Genomic DNA, 15350 nt, shown 5'->3' with positions numbered 1-15350 from the left:
GTGCGGTGAAGCGTAGACACCTCCACCACACCGGAGGTCTTCGCCATTGATCAAGCCCAGCGACTGTTAACAACGCTCGTGATCAATACACCTAGGGCGCGGTCGAACGCATCCCGTAAGGGTGACGAGCGCCCCCTGCGGGGCCACAACGCGGCGTGTGCCGGGCGGTATTCCCGGGGCGCACCACGTGATCGGCGCCGTGCCGTACGGGGTAACCGCCGGGACCGCGGCCCGCACGGCGCCGCGCAGGAGCGCTGCCAGGCGCCCCGTTCTCAGGCCCCTCCGCTCACTCCCCCAGGTCCTGGCTGACCCACAGGTCCTGGATCTCCTGCCAGCAGCGTCCGGCGACGGTGATCTGCCGGGCGGGGCCGACCGGTACGGCGCGGGTGTCCACATCCGGGTCGTACCAGCGCTTGCACTCGATGTGCAGCCGCACCCGGCTGAGGGTGCCGTTGGGGTTGAAGCAGCGGGCGGTGCCGGTGCTGCCCACGACGGCGGTGCGGCACCGGGCCCGCGGCACCTCCCGGGGATCGTCGCCGGGGGCGGGCGGCACGGCCCGCGCGGCCGATGCGGTGACGCCCAGGAGGGCGGTCAGGGCGACCGTCAGAGCTGCCGTACGGCAGCGGGATGCGGGCACGCCGGGACCTCCCCACGATGCGCCGGGAACGTTGCGCCGGGCGAGCCCCGGCGTTCCTCCAGTGTGTGGCGGAGGCCGCCGCTTCTCGACTCGAAAACGCGTTCTGCCCGCCCCGGCGGACCGGGACGGGCAGTGGAGATGCGCTGCGGGCGTCAGGCGCCCATCATGTGCACGCCGCCGTCGACGTGCACGATCTCACCGGTCGTACGCGGGAAGAAGTCGGACAGCATGCCGACGACACCACGGCCGGCCGGCTCCGGGTCGGCCAGGTCCCAGCCGATCGGGGCGCGGTGGTTCCACACGTCCGCCAGCTCCTCGAAGCCGGGGATGGACTTGGCGGCCATCGACTTGATCGGGCCGGCCGAGACCAGGTTGCAGCGGATGCCCTTGGGGCCCAGGTCGCGCGCCAGGTAGCGGTTGGTGGACTCCAGCGCCGCCTTGGCCACGCCCATCCAGTCGTACTTCGGCCAGGCGATCTGCGCATCGAAGGTGAGGCCGACGACCGCGCCGCCGTGCTCCATCAGCGGCAGCAGGGCCATGGTCAGCGACTTGTAGGAGTACGCCGAGACCTGCACGGCCGTCGACACGTCCTCCCAGCCCGCCTCCAGGAAGTTGAAGGCGCCCTGGGGGCCGAAGGCGATGGAGTGGACGATGCCGTCGATGCGGGCGTCCTCGCCCTGGTGCTCGCGGATCTTGTCGGCGAGGGTGTCCAGGTGCTCCTGGTTGGTGACGTCCAGCTCGATGACCGGCGCCGGCTTCGGCAGCCGCTTGGCGATGCGCTCGACGAGCGAGAGCCGGCCGAAGCCGGTGAGGATGACCTCGGCGCCCTCGTTCTGGGCGACCTTGGCTGCCTGGAACGCGATCGACGACTCGGTCAGCACGCCCGTGACGAGAATGCGCTTGCCTGCAAGGATTCCGCTCATGCTGATCAGTGACCCATGCCCAATCCGCCGTCGACGGGAATGACGGCTCCGGTGATGTACGCGGCCTCGTCGGAGGCCAGGAAGCGGACCGAGGCGGCGATCTCCTCGGGCTGCGCATAGCGCCCGAGCGGCACCTGCTTCATGATGTTGTCCCGCTGGTCGTCGGTGAGCGCGCGGGTCATGTCGGTGTCGACAAAGCCCGGCGCGACGACGTTGACGGTGATGTTGCGGCTGCCCAGCTCCCGGGCGAGCGAGCGGGCGAAGCCCACCAGGCCGGCCTTCGAGGCGGCGTAGTTCGACTGCCCCGGGCCGCCCATCAGGCCCACCACGGAGGAGATCAGCACCACGCGTCCCTTACGGGCCCGCAGCATCGCGCGGTTGGCGCGCTTGACCACGCGGAAGGTGCCGGTGAGGTTGGTCTCGAGGACCGACGTGAAGTCCTCCTCGGACATCCGCATCAGCAGCTGGTCGCGGGTGACGCCGGCGTTGGCCACCAGCACCTCGACCGCGCCCTGCTTCTCCTCGATCTCCTTGTACGCCTGCTCGACCTGCTCGCTGTCCGTGATGTCACACTTCACGGCCAAAAATCCCGCGGGGGGCTCGCCCGAGCGGTAGGTGATGGCGACCTTGTCGCCTGCCTCGGCGAAGGCACGGGCAATGGCGAGGCCAATGCCGCGGTTGCCTCCGGTGACCAGAACCGAGCGGCTCAAAAGATCACCCTTTCCGTTTCCTGATCCGTCCTGAGTTCGCTACGAAACTATCGGTCACAGGGGCATTCCGGGGAATCGAGCCTGTACAGGGCCCCGCGCCGGTCACTGTCGGGTCCCCACAGAACCAGGGCATGATGCAGTCACCGACTACGGGGAGGACGACGTGCCCGCTGCACCCCACACCCTTGATGAGACCTTCCTGGCGCTGCCGCTGCACGCGCTGGCCGACGCCGCGCTGGCACGGGCCCGCGCCCTGGGCGCCGAACACGCCGACTTCCGCCTGGAGCGGGTGCGCAGCGCGGCCTGGCGGCTGCGGGACGCCCGTACGGCCGGGACCTCGGACACCACCGACCTCGGGTACGCGGTACGGGTGGTGCACGGCGGCGCCTGGGGTTTCGCCTCCGGGGTCGATCTGACGATGGACGCGGCGGCGCGGGTGGCCTCGCAGGCGGTGGCGATGGCGAAGCTGTCCGCCAAGGTGATCGAGGCCGCCGGAATCGATACAGCAGCGCGAAGCGCTTCCGGCGAAGGGGGGCGGTGGGCGACGGGCGGGCGGGTCGAGCTGGCGGCCGAGCCCGCGCACCCCGACCGCACCTGGATCTCCTCGTACGAGATCAACCCCTTTGACGTACCGGACGCCGACAAGACGGGGCTGCTGGCGGAGTGGAGCTCCCGGCTGCTGGCGGCGCCCGGGGTGGCGCATGCGGATGCCTCGCTGATGGCCGTCCAGGAGAACAAGTTCTACGCGGACACGGCGGGCACCAGCACGACCCAGCAGCGGGTGCGGCTGCACCCGCAGCTGACGGCGGTCGCGGTGGACGAGGCGAGCGGCGAGTTCGACTCGATGCGCACCCTCGCGCCGCCGGTCGGCCGCGGCTGGGAGTACCTGACCGGCGGCGGCTACGACTGGGACGGCGAGCTGGCGCAGATCCCGGAGCACCTCGCCGGGAAGATGCGCGCGCCGGGCGTCGAGCCGGGTGCGTACGACCTGGTGGTGGACCCGTCGAACCTCTGGCTGACCATCCATGAGTCGATCGGTCACGCGACCGAGCTGGACCGGGCGCTGGGGTACGAGGCGGCCTACGCGGGCACCTCGTTCGCCACCTTCGACCAGCTGGGGAAGCTGGCGTACGGCTCCGAGATCATGAATGTGACGGGCGACCGGACCGCCGAGCACGGCCTGGCGACGATCGGCTACGACGACGAGGGGGTGGCCGCGCAGTCCTGGGATCTGATCAAGGACGGGACCCTGGTCGGCTATCAACTCGACCGCAGAATCGCCAGGTTGACGGGATTCCCGCGCTCCAACGGCTGCGCGTTCGCGGATTCGCCGGGCCATGTGCCGGTGCAGCGGATGGCCAATGTGTCACTCCGGCCGGCGCCGGACGGGCCGTCCACGGAGGAGCTGATCGCGGGCGTGGAGCGCGGCATCTACGTCGTCGGGGACCGGTCGTGGTCGATCGATATGCAGCGGTACAACTTCCAGTTCACCGGCCAGCGTTTCTTCCGTATCGAGAACGGCCGGCTGGCCGGGCAGCTGCGCGATGTCGCCTATCAGGCCACGACCACCGACTTCTGGGGTTCGATGCGGGCGGTCGGCGGTCCCGGGACGTATGTGCTGGGCGGCGCCTTCAACTGCGGCAAGGCACAGCCGGGGCAGATCGCGGCGGTGTCGCACGGCTGCCCGTCGGCGCTGTTCGAGGGCGTGAACATCCTTAACACCACGCAGGAGGCGGGTCGATGAGTCCCCGTACGAACGGCACGAACGGTAAGCGCCGGAGCAACGCACCGCACGAGATCGTCGAGCGGGCCCTGGAGCTCTCCCGCGCGGACGGGTGTGTGGTGATCGCCGATGAGCAGTCCAGCGCCAATCTGCGCTGGGCGGGCAATGCGCTGACCACCAACGGGGTCACCCGGGGCCGGACGCTGACCGTCATCGCGACGGTGGACGGCGGGCAGGGCACCGCGTCCGGTGTGGTGTCGCGGTCGGCGGTCACCGCGGACGAGCTGGAGCCGCTGGTCCGGGCCGCGGAGGCGGCCGCCCGGGACGCGGGGCCGGCCGAGGACGCGCAGCCGCTGGTGGCCGGCCGGAAGGCGTCGGCGCACTTCACGGACGCGCCCGACGAGACTTCATCGGAGGTCTTCGCGCAGTTCGCGCCGGCCCTCGGCGAGGCGTTCCAGCAGGCCCGAGCGGGCGGCCGGGAGCTGTACGGCTTCGCGCACCACGGGGTCGTCTCGTCGTATCTGGGCACCTCGGCCGGGCTGCGGCTGCGGCACGACCAGCCCACCGGGACGCTGGAGCTGAACGCCAAGTCGCCGGACCGCGCCCGGTCGGCCTGGGCGGGGCGCGCCACCCGGGACTTCGGCGATGTCGACCCGCGGGAGATGGATGCGGAGCTGGCCCGGCGGCTGGGCTGGGCCGAGCGGCGGATCGAGCTGCCCGCCGGGCGGTACGAGACGCTGCTGCCGCCGACCGCCGTGGCCGATCTGCTGATCTACCAGCTGTGGTCGTCCTCGGCCCGGGATGCCGCGGAGGGCCGTACGGTCTTTTCCAGGCCGGGCGACGGCGCGGGGGCGGCGCGTACGCGGGTGGGCGAGCGGCTCTCCGGGCTGCCGCTGACGCTGCGCAGCGATCCGGCGGCGGCGGGGCTGGAGTGCGCGCCGTTCGTCCTGGCGCATGCGTCCGGCGACGATGCGTCCGTCTTCGACAACGGGCTGCCGCTGGCCGCCACCGACTGGGTGCGCGACGGTGTGCTGAACCGGCTGCTGACCACCCGGCACAGCGCCGGGCTGACGGGCCTGCCGTTGGCGCCGGGGATCGACAACCTCCTTCTGGAGGGGGGTGGTTCGCGTTCCCTGGAGGAGATGGTGGCGGCGAGCGGGCACGACGGTCCGGCGCTGCTGCTGACCTGCCTGTGGTACATCCGCGAGGTCGATCCGGCCACGCTGCTGCTGACCGGGCTGACCCGGGACGGGGTCTATCTGGTGGAGGGCGGCGAGGTGGTCGGCGAGGTCAACAACTTCCGCTTCAACGAGTCGCCGGTGGATCTGCTGTCGCGGGCGGTGGAGGCGGGCCGCACGGAGCGGACCCTGCCGCGTGAGTGGGGCGACTACTTCACCAGGGCCGCGATGCCCGCGCTGCGGATCCCGGACTTCAACATGAGCTCGGTGAGCCCGGGGGTGTGAGCGCGGCGCGGGCGGGGAGGCGGGGGCGGGTGCACGGGCACCGAATAGACTGGCCTCTTGCCTCCCCCCTTGGGGACCACCCTGGGGGAACCACGATCGATCAGGAACGCCATGACACGCCTCGGCGAATCCGTCGCCCGCGCCAGCACGCTGCTCTCCGCCGACCTCTCCTCGGACGCCACGGTCTCGGAGCTGCTCCAGGAGACGGGCGCCCGGCGCTATCTCGACCTGACGGACCTGTCCGCCAAGGAGCAGGCCGAGCTGATCGCGGCCCGTACGGTCGAGGTCCTGCCGGGCGTGGACAAGCTGGCCGAGCGGATCGAGGAGCGCCGGGCGGCCGGCAAGGGTCTGCACATCAAGCTGGGCATCGACCCGACGGCGACCGATGTGCACCTGGGGCATGCGGTCCCACTGATCATCCTGAGCCGGTTCCAGCGGCTGGGCCACGACGTCACGCTGATCATCGGCGACTTCACCGCCAAGATCGGTGACCCGTCGGGCCGTACGGCCGAGCGCCCGCCGCTGACCGACGAGGACATCGCGCACAACCTCGCCACCTACCGCGAACAGGTGCGCCCCTTCTTCGACTTCGAGAAGGTCAGCTTCCGGCAGAACAGCGAGTGGCTGGCGCCGTACACCTTCCCCGAGCTGCTCGGGCTGCTCGCCCATGTGCCGGCCTCGCAGCTGCTGCAGCGCGAGGACTTCCGCAACCGGCTGGCGGCCGGCTCCGGGCTGACCATGACGGAGCTGCTGTACCCCATCGCGCAGGGCCTGGACTCGGTGGCGCTGAACTGCGATGTGGAGCTGGGCGGCTCGGACCAGCTGCTCAACCTCCAGATGGCCCGGAAGCTGATGGAGCTGCGCGGGCAGACGCCGCAGCTGGTCGTGACGATGCCGCTGATCGAGGGCACGGACGGCACGGGCGCCAAGATGTCCAAGTCCAAGGGCAATTACGTCGGTCTGAGCGCGCCCGCCGACGATGTCTTCGGCAAGATCATGTCGGTGCCGGACCGGCTGATGGAGCCGTACCTCAAGGCCTGGACGGAGTGGACGGACGAGGAGATCGCGCTCGCGCTGGGGCGGATCGGTGACCGTTCGCTGCACCCGATGGACCTCAAGAAGATCCTCGCGGGTGAGGTCGTGGCGGCGCTGTACGGGCTGGAGGCGGCGATGGCGGCGCGGGCCGGGTTCATCGCGCAGTTCTCCAAGAAGTCCTTCGCCGATGTGGAGTCGCTGCCGGTCGTCGATGTCGCCGAGCACGGCGGGGAGACGGTCGCGGCGGTGCTGACGAAGGTCCTGGAGTTCACGCCGAGCGCCTCGGCGGCGCGGCGGCTGGCCAAGCAGAACGCGCTGCGGCTGGTCGTGGAGGGCGAGGGCGGCCAGGAGACGGTGGTGCTCGCCGAGGCGGAGTCGGTGCTCCCGCTGGCCGAGGTGCTGGCCGAGAAGCTGGCCGGTGCGCCGGGCACCGCGTACCTCAAGGCCGGGCGCAAGCTCGCGCAGCTCGAGGGCCGCTGAGTCGCACGCTCACGACGGCGGCCGGTGCGCGGGTGTCGCGCACCGGCCGCCGTTCCCTGTCCGCGGCGCTCAGGTGGGTTGTCTCTTGCGGCCGCGGAGGGAGGCCCACAGCCGGTCGCCCACGGCGACGATGATGACCGCGCCGATCAGCTGGAGCAGATGCCGGGTCCAGTCGATGCCCTTGGTCTCGTTGACGCCGAGGCCGGTGGCCGCCCAGTTGCCCAGGACGCTGCCCAGCATGCCGAAGATCACGGTCAGCCAGAGGGGGATCTGCTGCTTGCCCGGGATGATGGCCTTCGCGATCAGGCCCAGAATCAGGCCGAGGATGATGGCCCACAACCAACTCATGTCGCCTCCTCGTCCGGCGCGGAGCAGGCTGCCGCGCAGGTAACCGTGCCCCGCCAGTGTCGCTCCGCATGACCTACGCCGCACGCCGGAGCCGCGGCTACGGCAGGTGTTCCGGCGGACCCCTGCGTCTGGGGCATGACCCGGTCTCGAAGGCGGCCCAGTCGCGGCGTACCGTGGAATGTGCCCGGAATGCGGGGAGAATCCGGCACAACTGACCAGGTGGTGGAACGTGATGCGGAAGCAGAGCAGTGCCCAGACCTTCCGGATCACGGGGGCGCGGCAGGGACTGTCCGAGGACGTGAAGGGACGGCAGCGCCGCTATGTGATCTCGATGGCGATCCGGACCGTGGCGGTCGTGCTCGCCACCGTGCTGTGGAACGTCGAACGGCCGGTTGCCATTGCGATGCTGGTGCTGGGCATAGGGCTTCCGTACGTCGCGGTGGTCATCGCCAACGCGGGGCGGGAGAACGCTCCTTCGCTTCCCTCGACCTTTGTCGCCCCGCCCGTCCGGCCCATGCTGGGCCCCGGCGGCCAGGCCTCCGGCGGCCAGGACGGGCCGGCGGAATCCGTTCCGGAGTCACCGGAGGCCAACACTCCGGGCCCCGGGCAGCAGCGGGGCTGAGCGCACGCGTCTGCAAAGCTCAAGAAAAGCTCAGATCAATCATGCGGATCCGGTGCACCGCGCACCATTCCCCGTGACATACTGCGTACGCGCTCCGCATCCCCCGTCGGAGCGACGGACCGACGCCGGGCGGCTCCCCCCGTGGCTGCCCGGCGTCGCCATGTCCGCTTCAGGGCGCGGGACGTAGGGTTGAGGCCGTGAACTCCCCGAATCTCCCGAATCTTCTGAACGGCCCCGGCTCCGATGCGGGCGCCGCCATCTGCTCCGCCAAGGGCTGTCGTGCGGCCGCGGTGTGGGTGCTGGCCTGGAACAACCCGAAGCTGCACACCCCGGACCGCCGCAAGACCTGGCTGGCGTGCGAGGAACACCGGGAGCATCTGTCGCAGTTCCTCGGCGTGCGCGGCTTCTTGAAGGACGTGGTGACGCTGGAGGAGTGGGAGGAGGCGTCGGCCGCCGAGGACTGAGGGCGGCGGCGCTCAGCCGCCGATGGCGGACATCGGACGCTCGGGCTGCAGGAAGGACGGGTCGTCCAGACCGGAGCCCGCCTTCTTGCCCCACATCGCCTGCTTCCAGATCCGGGCGATCTCGGCGTCGGGGGCGTCCGAGCGCAGCGTGGCCCGCAGGTCCGTCTCCTCGGTGGCGAACAGACAGGTGCGGACCTGACCGTCGGCCGTCAGGCGGGTCCGGTCGCAGGCGCGGCAGAACGGGCGGGTGACGGAGGCGATGACGCCGACGCGGTGCGGTCCGCCGTCGACGATCCAGCGCTCGGCGGGCGCGGCGCCCCGCTTCTCCTCGCCTTCGGGGGTGAGCTCGAAGCGGGTGCGCAGCGAGGTCAGGATGTCACCGGCGGTGATCATGCCGTCGCGCTTCCAGCCGTGCTGGGCGTCCAGCGGCATCTGCTCGATGAAGCGGAGCTCGTAGTCGTTCTCGATCGCCCAGGCGAGCAGGTCGGGGGCCTCGTCGTCGTTGAGGCCGGGCATCAGGACGGTGTTGACCTTGACCGGGGTCAGGCCGGCCGAGCGGGCCGCGTCCAGGCCGCGCAGGACGTCGTCGTGCCGCTTGCGGCGGGTCAGGGCCTGAAAGACGTCGGGCCGCAGGGTGTCGAGGGAGACGTTGACGCGGTCGAGACCGGCGTCGCGCAGTGCGGTGGCGGTGCGCTGGAGGCCGATGCCGTTGGTGGTCAGGGACATCTGCGGGCGCGGGGTCAGCTGTGCGACGCGCTCGACGATGCCGACCAGGCCGGGGCGGAGCAGCGGCTCACCGCCGGTGAAGCGGACCTCTTCGATGCCGAGGTCGGTGACCGCGATCCTTATGAGGCGGACGATCTCGTCGTCGGTGAGCAGATTCGGCTTGGCGAGCCATTGCAGCCCCTCTTCGGGCATGCAGTACGTGCACCGCAGATTGCAGCGGTCGGTCAGCGAGACGCGCAGGTCGGTGGCCACGCGGCCGTAAGTGTCGATGAGCACAGGGCCCCCTCCCCGACGGTGGTTGATCGGTTGCCTTCGCGGTGGATCAGTACGCCTTCGAGACTACGCGATCGGATCGTCGCTGAGCAGGGCGCAGAAGCACGAGGTGGGCGGGGTGGCGTCGTAGGGATCTACGACGCCACCCCGCCCACTCGCTGTAGGGATGGCTCAGGCGGTCCGTCGGGCGGTCAGTGGGCGCCGGTTCCGGTCAGCGAACGGACCTCCAGTGCGGCGTACTTCTTGACGTCCGGTTCCTCCTTGGACAGGAGCGAGCCGAGCCAGCCGAGCAGGAAGCCCAGGGGGATGGAGATCAGGCCGGGGTTCTCCAGGGGGAAGAAGCCGAAGTCCGCGCCGGGGAACATCGAGGTCTCCTTGCCGGAGACGACCGGGGAGAAGAGGACCAGCAGGACGGAGGAGGCGAGGCCGCCGTAGATGGACCACAGGGCGCCCTGGGTGGTGAAGCGTTTCCAGAAGAGGCTGTAGAGGAGGGTGGGGAGGTTGGCGGAGGCGGCGACCGCGAAGGCGAGCGCCACCAGGCCGGCGACGTTCAGGCCCCGGGCGAAGACGCCGAGCACGATGGCGACGGCGCCGATGCCGACGGTCGCCCAGCGGGCCGCGCCGACCTCTTCCTTCTCGGTGGCCTTGCCCTTGCGGATCACGTTGACGTAGATGTCGTGGGCGAAGGACGAGGACGAGGCGAGGGTGAGGCCGGCGACCACGGCGAGGATGGTTGCGAAGGCGACGGCGGAGATGACGGCGAGCAGCACCGCGCCGCCGGTGGATCCCGCGCCGCCGCCGATGACCTCGGCGAGCTGCGGGGCGGCGGTGTTGCCCGGCTTCTCGATGTCGGCGGGCTTGATCAGGGCCGCGGCGCCGAAGCCGAGCGCGATGGTCATCAGGTAGAAGACGCCGATGATGCCGATCGCCCAGTTCACGGACTTCCGGGCGGCCTTGGCGGTGGGGACCGTGTAGAAGCGGATGAGGATGTGCGGCAGGCCCGCGGTGCCCAGGACGAGGGCGAGGCCCAGCGAGATGAAGTCGATCTTCGAGGTGGCGCTGGCGCCGTACTTGAGGCCGGGCTCCAGGAAGGCGGCGCCCTTGCCGCTGTTCTCCGCGGCGGCGCCGAGCAGGCTGGAGATGTTGAAGTGGAACTTGAGCGCCACCAGGAAGGTGATGAGCAGGGTGCCGGCGATCAGCAGCACCGCCTTGATCATCTGGACCCAGGTGGTGCCCTTCATGCCGCCGATGGTGACGTAAAGGATCATCACGATGCCGACGAGGACGACGACCAGGATCTTGCCCGCCTCGCTGGTGACGCCGAGGAGCAGGGTGACCAGGGCGCCGGCGCCCGCCATCTGGGCGAGCAGGTAGAAGATCGAGACGACGATGGTGGAGGTGCCGGCGGCGGTACGGACCGGGCGCTGGCGCATCCGGTAGGCGAGGACGTCGCCCATGGTGAACCGGCCGGAGTTGCGCAGCGGTTCGGCGACCAGGAGGAGGGCCACGAGCCAGGCGACGAGGAAGCCGATGGAGTAGAGGAAGCCGTCGTAGCCGAAGAGGGCGATGGCGCCGGCGATGCCGAGGAAGGATGCGGCGGACATGTAGTCGCCGGAGATGGCCAGGCCGTTCTGGAAGCCGCTGAACTGGCGGCCGCCGGCGTAGAAGTCCTCCGCGCCCTTGGTCTGCCGGCCGGCCCAGACGGTGATGCCGAGGGTGGCGGCGACGAAGACCGCGAAGAGGGTGATGATCAGGGTGCGGTGCTCGCCCGCGCCGCCGGCCGCGAGCTGGAGGGCGAGCGGCTGCTGAGGGTGCATCATGCGGGGTCCTCCAGGCGGGGCGTGTCCTTGCGGAGGGAGGTGCCCGCCTCGAGGGACGCGCCCTCCAGGCGGGCCTTGATGGCCTCGGCCTTGGGGTCGAGCTTGGCGGTGGCGTGGCGGGAGTACCACCAGGCGATCAGGAAGGTCGTCGCGAACTGGGCGATGCCGAGGACGAAGGCGACGTTGAGGTGCCCGACGACCTTGATGGCCATGAAGTCGCCGGCGTAGCTCGAGAGCAGCACATACGCCAGGTACCAGAGGAGGAAGGCGACGGTGAGCGGGAAGGCGAAGGAGCGGTGGGAGCGGCGCAGTGCGGCGAATTCCGCGCTCGACTGCGCCTCACGGTAGTCGGGCGGTTCCTGCATCCCCGGGTCGATGGTCGGTGCGGCGCTCACGGAGTCTCCTGTTCGTACGGGGGCTGAAGTGGATGACGTGCCTGCCACTGAGTCCGACGATAAGGCCCAGATAAGTGACTTGGATCACGCATCGTAGAGCCGTGGCAATCGATGCGACAGGGGGCTGCGGGCTGCCGTCGCGAGGAAAATCGCAGGAATGCCACCCCCGGCCGCCACCGCCGTGCGGGCACTTCGTTGAGCCGGGTGTGATTCCGCCGCCCGCACAGGCCCCGCAGCCCTCCGGTCCCCGTCGGCGCCCCTACGGCAGCGTCCGGCTGCCCGCCCCTCCCCCACCCGCCACCGCGGCGGTACGGCGGCGGTCCCCCGAGCGGCCGCGCCGCTGGTACGGCCCGCGGGTCGCGCTGCCCCCGCTGAGCATCGGCACGCTGCGGCGCGGCGTCTGACGCTCCCTCGCGTCGGGCGCCGCGCCTCGATATAGCGTGACGCGATGTCAATTCGCCATCGCTGACGGGTTTTTCCCCGGTTCCATTGATGAGCGCCGGTGATCGCCGATAGCTTCACGTCTCATTGCATCCGCCCGTGCGCAAACCCGCGTACGGGCGGTCTCACGGATGATGTGGAGTACCCATGGCTCATCCCCGATCCAGACGCGCGCGGGTCCTGGCCCTGCCGCTCGGACTGGCTCTGACGGCGTCCCTCGGCTTCCTCCCGAACGCGGCCACCGCCGCACCCCAGGACTCCGCCCCCGCCGCTGCGGCCCCGGCGAGCGGCCCGCTGCTGTCGTACGTCGTGAACGCCACGCCGGACCACGCCACGGTCGGCGCGGTGAAGAAGGCGATAGCCAAGGCCGGCGGGAAGGTGATCGTCGCCCATGAGCAGATAGGCGTGATCGTCGTCCACTCGGCCAACCCCGAGTTCGCGGAAACCCTGCGCGCGGTGCCGGGCGTGCAGTCGGCGGGGGCGTCGCGTACCGCCCCGCTCAAGGCGTCCGGCACCACCGACGTCGGCAAGCCGCAGAAGCTCGACCGGCTGCCGAAGTCGCAGCTCAAGGCGGCGGCCGCGGCGGCGAAGGCGAACGGCGAGGAGCCGCTCGAACCGCTCCAGTGGGATCTGCCCGCCATCAAGGCCGACAAGGCCGCGAAGGTGAACCCCGGCAGCAGGAACGTCACCGTCGGCATCATCGACACCGGTGTGGACGACACCCACCCGGACCTGAAGGCCAACTTCTCCGCGAAGCAGTCCGCCAACTGCGTGGGCGGCGTGGCCGATACGTCCAAGGGGGCGTGGCGCCCCTGGGACCCGGACGAGGATTACCACGGCACCCATGTCGCGGGCACCATCGCCGCGGCCCGTAACGGCGTGGGCGTGGCGGGCGTCGCCCCGGGCGTGAAGATCTCCGCCATCAAGGTGAGCGAGCCCAAGACGGCCTTCTTCTACGCCGAGAGCGTGGTGTGTGCCTTTGTCTTCGCGGCCGACCACGGCGTCGAGGTCACCAACAACAGCTATTACGTCGACCCTTGGATGTTCAACTGCAAGGATGACGCCGATCAGGCCGCGATCATTGACGCGGTCGGCCGGGCCGCGAAGTACGCGCAGGGCAAGGGCGTACTCAACGTCGCCGCGGCGGGCAACTCCAATCTGGATCTGGCGGCCGAGAAGCTCACCGACACCGGGAGCCCCAACGACTCGACCCCGGTCGAGCGCACCGTCAGCCCCAAGACCTGCTGGGACGTACCCACCCAGCTGCCGGGCACGGTGACCGTCGCCGCGACCGGAGTGCACAAGGCCAAGTCCTACTACTCCAACTTCGGCCTGGGCCAGATCGATGTGGCGGCCCCGGGCGGCGACTCGAAGCAGGTGCCCGAGCTGCCCGCCAAGAACGGCAACATCCTCTCGACCATGCCGGGCGGCGACTGGGCCTATCTGGCGGGTACGTCCATGGCGACCCCGCATGTCGCGGGCGTGGCGGCGCTGCTGAAGAGCGCCCACCCCAAGTCCAGCCCGCAGGAGATCCAGTGGCTGCTCAAGCAGCAGGCGGACAACCCCGGCTGCCCCACGGGTGAGGCCACCTGCACCGGCACCAAGCACGTCAACAGCCACTACGGCTACGGCATCGTCAACGCGCTGAACGCGGTGAAGAGCTAGGCGCTCGCCGTCTCCGGGGGCCGGGTGGTGCGCCGCCCGGCCCGTTGGGGGTCCCCCGGGCCCGCGGCCGCCCGCAGCACCCCTTCGGCCAGCGCGACCTGCGCCGCCGCATAGGTGAGCATGATCCAGAACTGCGGGGCCGGGAGCTGCGGCCAGTGGGCGATACCGCTCGCGATCAGGGTGTCGGAGAGCAGGAAGAGCAGCCCGCCGGCCGCGGCCCGCGCGCCCGCCCGCAGCGCCCCGAAGGCCATCGCGGTGAGCAGGAGGCTGTAGCCGGCGACCGGGATGCGCAGATCCGCCGGGAGGTCCGGCCACAGGAGCGCGACGGTGGCGGCCAGGACCACGGCGTAGGCGCAGCCGAAGGCCCCCGTACGGGCCCGGCCGCCCACCGGGGCGCCGTGCCGGGCGCACAGCAGCAGGTAGCAGACGTGCCCGGCGGCGAAGGACGCCATCCCGGCGAGGAAGACGGTGTCGCCGCCGACCTGGAGGAGGGTGTCGCCGCCGCAGCCGAACAGCAGCGCACCGGCGAGCAGCGGAGGACCCCCGCGGGCCAGCACGGCCGCGGCGAGCACCGGCATCAGGGCGGGTTTGGTGAGGTGCCCGAGGGTGGTGGCGCCGGCCGCCAGCGCCGCGAGGTGTACGGCGGCGAGCACGGCGAAGGCGACCAGCAGAGGCCGTACGGCGCTCGGCCAACGAGCCGTCACGCGGCGGTCTCCTCGACGGAGGCGGCGGTGCGCGGCTGGGCAGGGGGCGCCTCGGCGGGCCCGGCCGGCTGCCAGCCGGGTCCCCGGAAGATCCGCCCGGCGCGCTCGCGCCAGCTGTCGGCCGCCCGTACATCGCGTGCGATGGCGGCGTACTCGTGGGTGGCCACCCGCAGCGGGTTGTAGGTCCCGATGTTCTTGGTGAGGCCGTAGACGGGCCGCTCGGTCTCGGGGACGAACGAGCCGAACATCCGGTCCCAGATGATCAGGATTCCGCCGAAGTTACGGTCCAGATAGCCGCCCTGGGAGGCGTGGTGGACCCGGTGGTGCGAGGGCGTGTTGAGCACGAACTCGAAGGGCCGCGGCAGCTTGTCGACCCGCTCGGTGTGCACCCAGAACTGGTAGACGAGGTTGGCCCCGGAGGTGAAGGCGATCGCGGCCGGGTGCACGCCGAGGGCGACCATCGGGACGTAGAACGGCCAGACGGTCCAGGTCGTCCAGGGCTGGCGCAGCGCGGTGGTGAGGTTGAACTTCTTGCTGGAGTGGTGCACCACGTGGCAGGCCCACAGGATGCGGATGACGTGGTGGCCGCGGTGCGACCAGTAGTAGAAGAAGTCCTGGGCGAGCAGCATCAGCAGCAGCGTCCACCAGAGCACGGGCACGCGCAGCGGGGTGAGTTCGTAGACCGCCGCGTAGATCGCCACGATCGGGATCTTCCACAGGGTGTCGAACACCAGGCTGCCGAGGCCCATGCCGACGCTGGTGGCCGCGTCCTTGGCCTCATAGCCCCCGGCATCCTCGTCGGGATGCAGGCGGTAGCTCACCATCTCCACGACGGTGAGCAGGACGAAGGCCGGTACGGACCACAACACGACATCGGGCAGGTGCGGCATGCCCGCACCATAAATGTGGTGACGGGGATGC

The 15350-nt window shown here is 70.7% G+C and carries 16 protein-coding genes; 7 read left to right on the top strand and 9 right to left on the bottom strand.

Going from position 1 to position 15350, the window contains the following annotated elements; genetic code table 11:
• Window positions 1–286: 286 nt before the first annotated feature.
• The 3 genes from ACIRPT_RS31225 to fabG form a co-directional block, all read right to left on the bottom strand.
• Window positions 287–637, bottom strand: a complete 351-nt coding sequence (locus ACIRPT_RS31225) for a hypothetical protein (RefSeq protein ID WP_403833146.1) — start codon at window positions 635–637, stop codon at window positions 287–289.
• Window positions 638–789: 152 nt separating this feature from the next.
• A complete protein-coding gene (fabI, locus tag ACIRPT_RS31220) occupies window positions 790–1560 on the bottom strand; it encodes an enoyl-ACP reductase FabI (RefSeq protein WP_403833144.1) in 771 nt (256 codons plus the stop codon).
• A gap of 5 nt (window positions 1561–1565) precedes the next feature.
• Window positions 1566–2270: a 3-oxoacyl-[acyl-carrier-protein] reductase gene (gene fabG, locus ACIRPT_RS31215; protein WP_403515703.1), complete on the bottom strand. Its 705-nt coding sequence runs from the start codon at window positions 2268–2270 to the stop codon at window positions 1566–1568.
• Window positions 2271–2433: 163 nt separating this feature from the next.
• Between fabG and ACIRPT_RS31210 the strand changes: the two genes are divergently transcribed.
• From ACIRPT_RS31210 to tyrS, 3 genes are all read left to right on the top strand, one after another.
• A complete protein-coding gene (locus tag ACIRPT_RS31210; protein ID WP_403833142.1) occupies window positions 2434–4014 on the top strand; it encodes a TldD/PmbA family protein in 1581 nt (526 codons plus the stop codon).
• Window positions 4011–5456: a metallopeptidase TldD-related protein gene (locus tag ACIRPT_RS31205; RefSeq protein ID WP_403833140.1), complete on the top strand. Its 1446-nt coding sequence runs from the start codon at window positions 4011–4013 to the stop codon at window positions 5454–5456. Before ACIRPT_RS31210 ends, ACIRPT_RS31205 begins: the two co-directional genes overlap by 4 nt.
• A gap of 111 nt (window positions 5457–5567) precedes the next feature.
• Entirely contained in the window at window positions 5568–6971 is a 1404-nt protein-coding gene (tyrS, locus tag ACIRPT_RS31200; protein WP_403833138.1) for a tyrosine--tRNA ligase, read from the top strand.
• Window positions 6972–7040: 69 nt separating this feature from the next.
• Here tyrS and ACIRPT_RS31195 read toward each other — a convergent pair whose 3' ends face one another.
• Window positions 7041–7319 carry a GlsB/YeaQ/YmgE family stress response membrane protein gene (locus ACIRPT_RS31195; protein WP_403507450.1) on the bottom strand — a complete coding sequence of 93 codons (279 nt, stop codon included), beginning with the start codon at window positions 7317–7319 and terminating at the stop codon, window positions 7041–7043.
• A 232-nt stretch (window positions 7320–7551) separates the two neighbouring features.
• On the opposite strand from ACIRPT_RS31195, the gene ACIRPT_RS31190 reads away from it, so the two are divergent.
• Together ACIRPT_RS31190 and ACIRPT_RS31185 are read left to right on the top strand one after the other, a co-directional pair.
• Window positions 7552–7941 carry a DUF3099 domain-containing protein gene (locus ACIRPT_RS31190; protein ID WP_403833134.1) on the top strand — a complete coding sequence of 130 codons (390 nt, stop codon included), beginning with the start codon at window positions 7552–7554 and terminating at the stop codon, window positions 7939–7941.
• 197 nt (window positions 7942–8138) lie between these two features.
• The gene (locus ACIRPT_RS31185) at window positions 8139–8405 is read left to right on the top strand and encodes a hypothetical protein (protein WP_403833131.1); all 267 of its coding nucleotides are present in this window, start codon (window positions 8139–8141) and stop codon (window positions 8403–8405) included.
• Between the two features lie 12 nt (window positions 8406–8417).
• Here the strand turns inward: ACIRPT_RS31185 and moaA are convergent, their stop codons facing one another.
• The 3 genes from moaA to ACIRPT_RS31170 form a co-directional block, all read right to left on the bottom strand.
• The gene (gene moaA / locus ACIRPT_RS31180; protein ID WP_403833128.1) at window positions 8418–9407 is read right to left on the bottom strand and encodes a GTP 3',8-cyclase MoaA; all 990 of its coding nucleotides are present in this window, start codon (window positions 9405–9407) and stop codon (window positions 8418–8420) included.
• Between the two features lie 188 nt (window positions 9408–9595).
• Window positions 9596–11224 (bottom strand): cation acetate symporter, encoded by a 1629-nt coding sequence (locus tag ACIRPT_RS31175; protein WP_403833126.1) that lies wholly within the window; start codon window positions 11222–11224, stop codon window positions 9596–9598.
• Window positions 11221–11589: a DUF485 domain-containing protein gene (locus ACIRPT_RS31170; protein ID WP_403833181.1), complete on the bottom strand. Its 369-nt coding sequence runs from the start codon at window positions 11587–11589 to the stop codon at window positions 11221–11223. Before ACIRPT_RS31170 ends, ACIRPT_RS31175 begins: the two co-directional genes overlap by 4 nt.
• A 236-nt stretch (window positions 11590–11825) precedes the next feature.
• On the opposite strand from ACIRPT_RS31170, the gene ACIRPT_RS31165 reads away from it, so the two are divergent.
• Complete coding sequence (locus tag ACIRPT_RS31165; RefSeq protein WP_403507440.1) at window positions 11826–12023, top strand: hypothetical protein; 198 nt, start codon at window positions 11826–11828, stop codon at window positions 12021–12023.
• A 184-nt stretch (window positions 12024–12207) separates the two neighbouring features.
• Entirely contained in the window at window positions 12208–13725 is a 1518-nt protein-coding gene (locus ACIRPT_RS31160) for a S8 family serine peptidase (RefSeq protein ID WP_403833123.1), read from the top strand.
• Here ACIRPT_RS31160 and ACIRPT_RS31155 read toward each other — a convergent pair.
• Window positions 13722–14429: a lysoplasmalogenase gene (locus ACIRPT_RS31155; RefSeq protein WP_403833121.1), complete on the bottom strand. Its 708-nt coding sequence runs from the start codon at window positions 14427–14429 to the stop codon at window positions 13722–13724. The two genes, ACIRPT_RS31160 and ACIRPT_RS31155, sit on opposite strands and share 4 nt — an antisense overlap.
• Window positions 14426–15319, bottom strand: coding sequence for a sterol desaturase family protein (locus ACIRPT_RS31150; protein WP_403833118.1), 894 nt, complete (start codon window positions 15317–15319; stop codon window positions 14426–14428). The genes ACIRPT_RS31155 and ACIRPT_RS31150 overlap by 4 nt, the downstream gene beginning before the upstream one ends.
• Window positions 15320–15350 lie beyond the last annotated feature (31 nt).

The sequence above is a fragment of the Streptomyces sp. NPDC101227 genome (assembly GCF_044767545.1).
Classification (GTDB): domain Bacteria; phylum Actinomycetota; class Actinomycetes; order Streptomycetales; family Streptomycetaceae; genus Streptomyces.
This window is presented reverse-complemented; position numbering and strand designations above follow the sequence as displayed.

Bases quoted from the DNA above. Each gene is read 5' to 3' on its own strand.
- fabI (WP_403833144.1), bottom strand. From the start codon at position 1,560: ATGAGCGGAATCCTTGCAGGCAAGCGCATTCTCGTCACGGGCGTGCTG.
- ACIRPT_RS31205 (WP_403833140.1), top strand. From the start codon at position 4,011: ATGAGTCCCCGTACGAACGGCACGAACGGTAAGCGCCGGAGCAACGCA.
- tyrS (WP_403833138.1), top strand. From the start codon at position 5,568: ATGACACGCCTCGGCGAATCCGTCGCCCGCGCCAGCACGCTGCTCTCC.
- ACIRPT_RS31195 (WP_403507450.1), bottom strand. From the start codon at position 7,319: ATGAGTTGGTTGTGGGCCATCATCCTCGGCCTGATTCTGGGCCTGATC.
- ACIRPT_RS31190 (WP_403833134.1), top strand. From the start codon at position 7,552: ATGCGGAAGCAGAGCAGTGCCCAGACCTTCCGGATCACGGGGGCGCGG.
- ACIRPT_RS31175 (WP_403833126.1), bottom strand. From the start codon at position 11,224: ATGATGCACCCTCAGCAGCCGCTCGCCCTCCAGCTCGCGGCCGGCGGC.
- ACIRPT_RS31170 (WP_403833181.1), bottom strand. From the start codon at position 11,589: ATGCAGGAACCGCCCGACTACCGTGAGGCGCAGTCGAGCGCGGAATTC.
- ACIRPT_RS31160 (WP_403833123.1), top strand. From the start codon at position 12,208: ATGGCTCATCCCCGATCCAGACGCGCGCGGGTCCTGGCCCTGCCGCTC.
- ACIRPT_RS31150 (WP_403833118.1), bottom strand. From the start codon at position 15,319: ATGCCGCACCTGCCCGATGTCGTGTTGTGGTCCGTACCGGCCTTCGTC.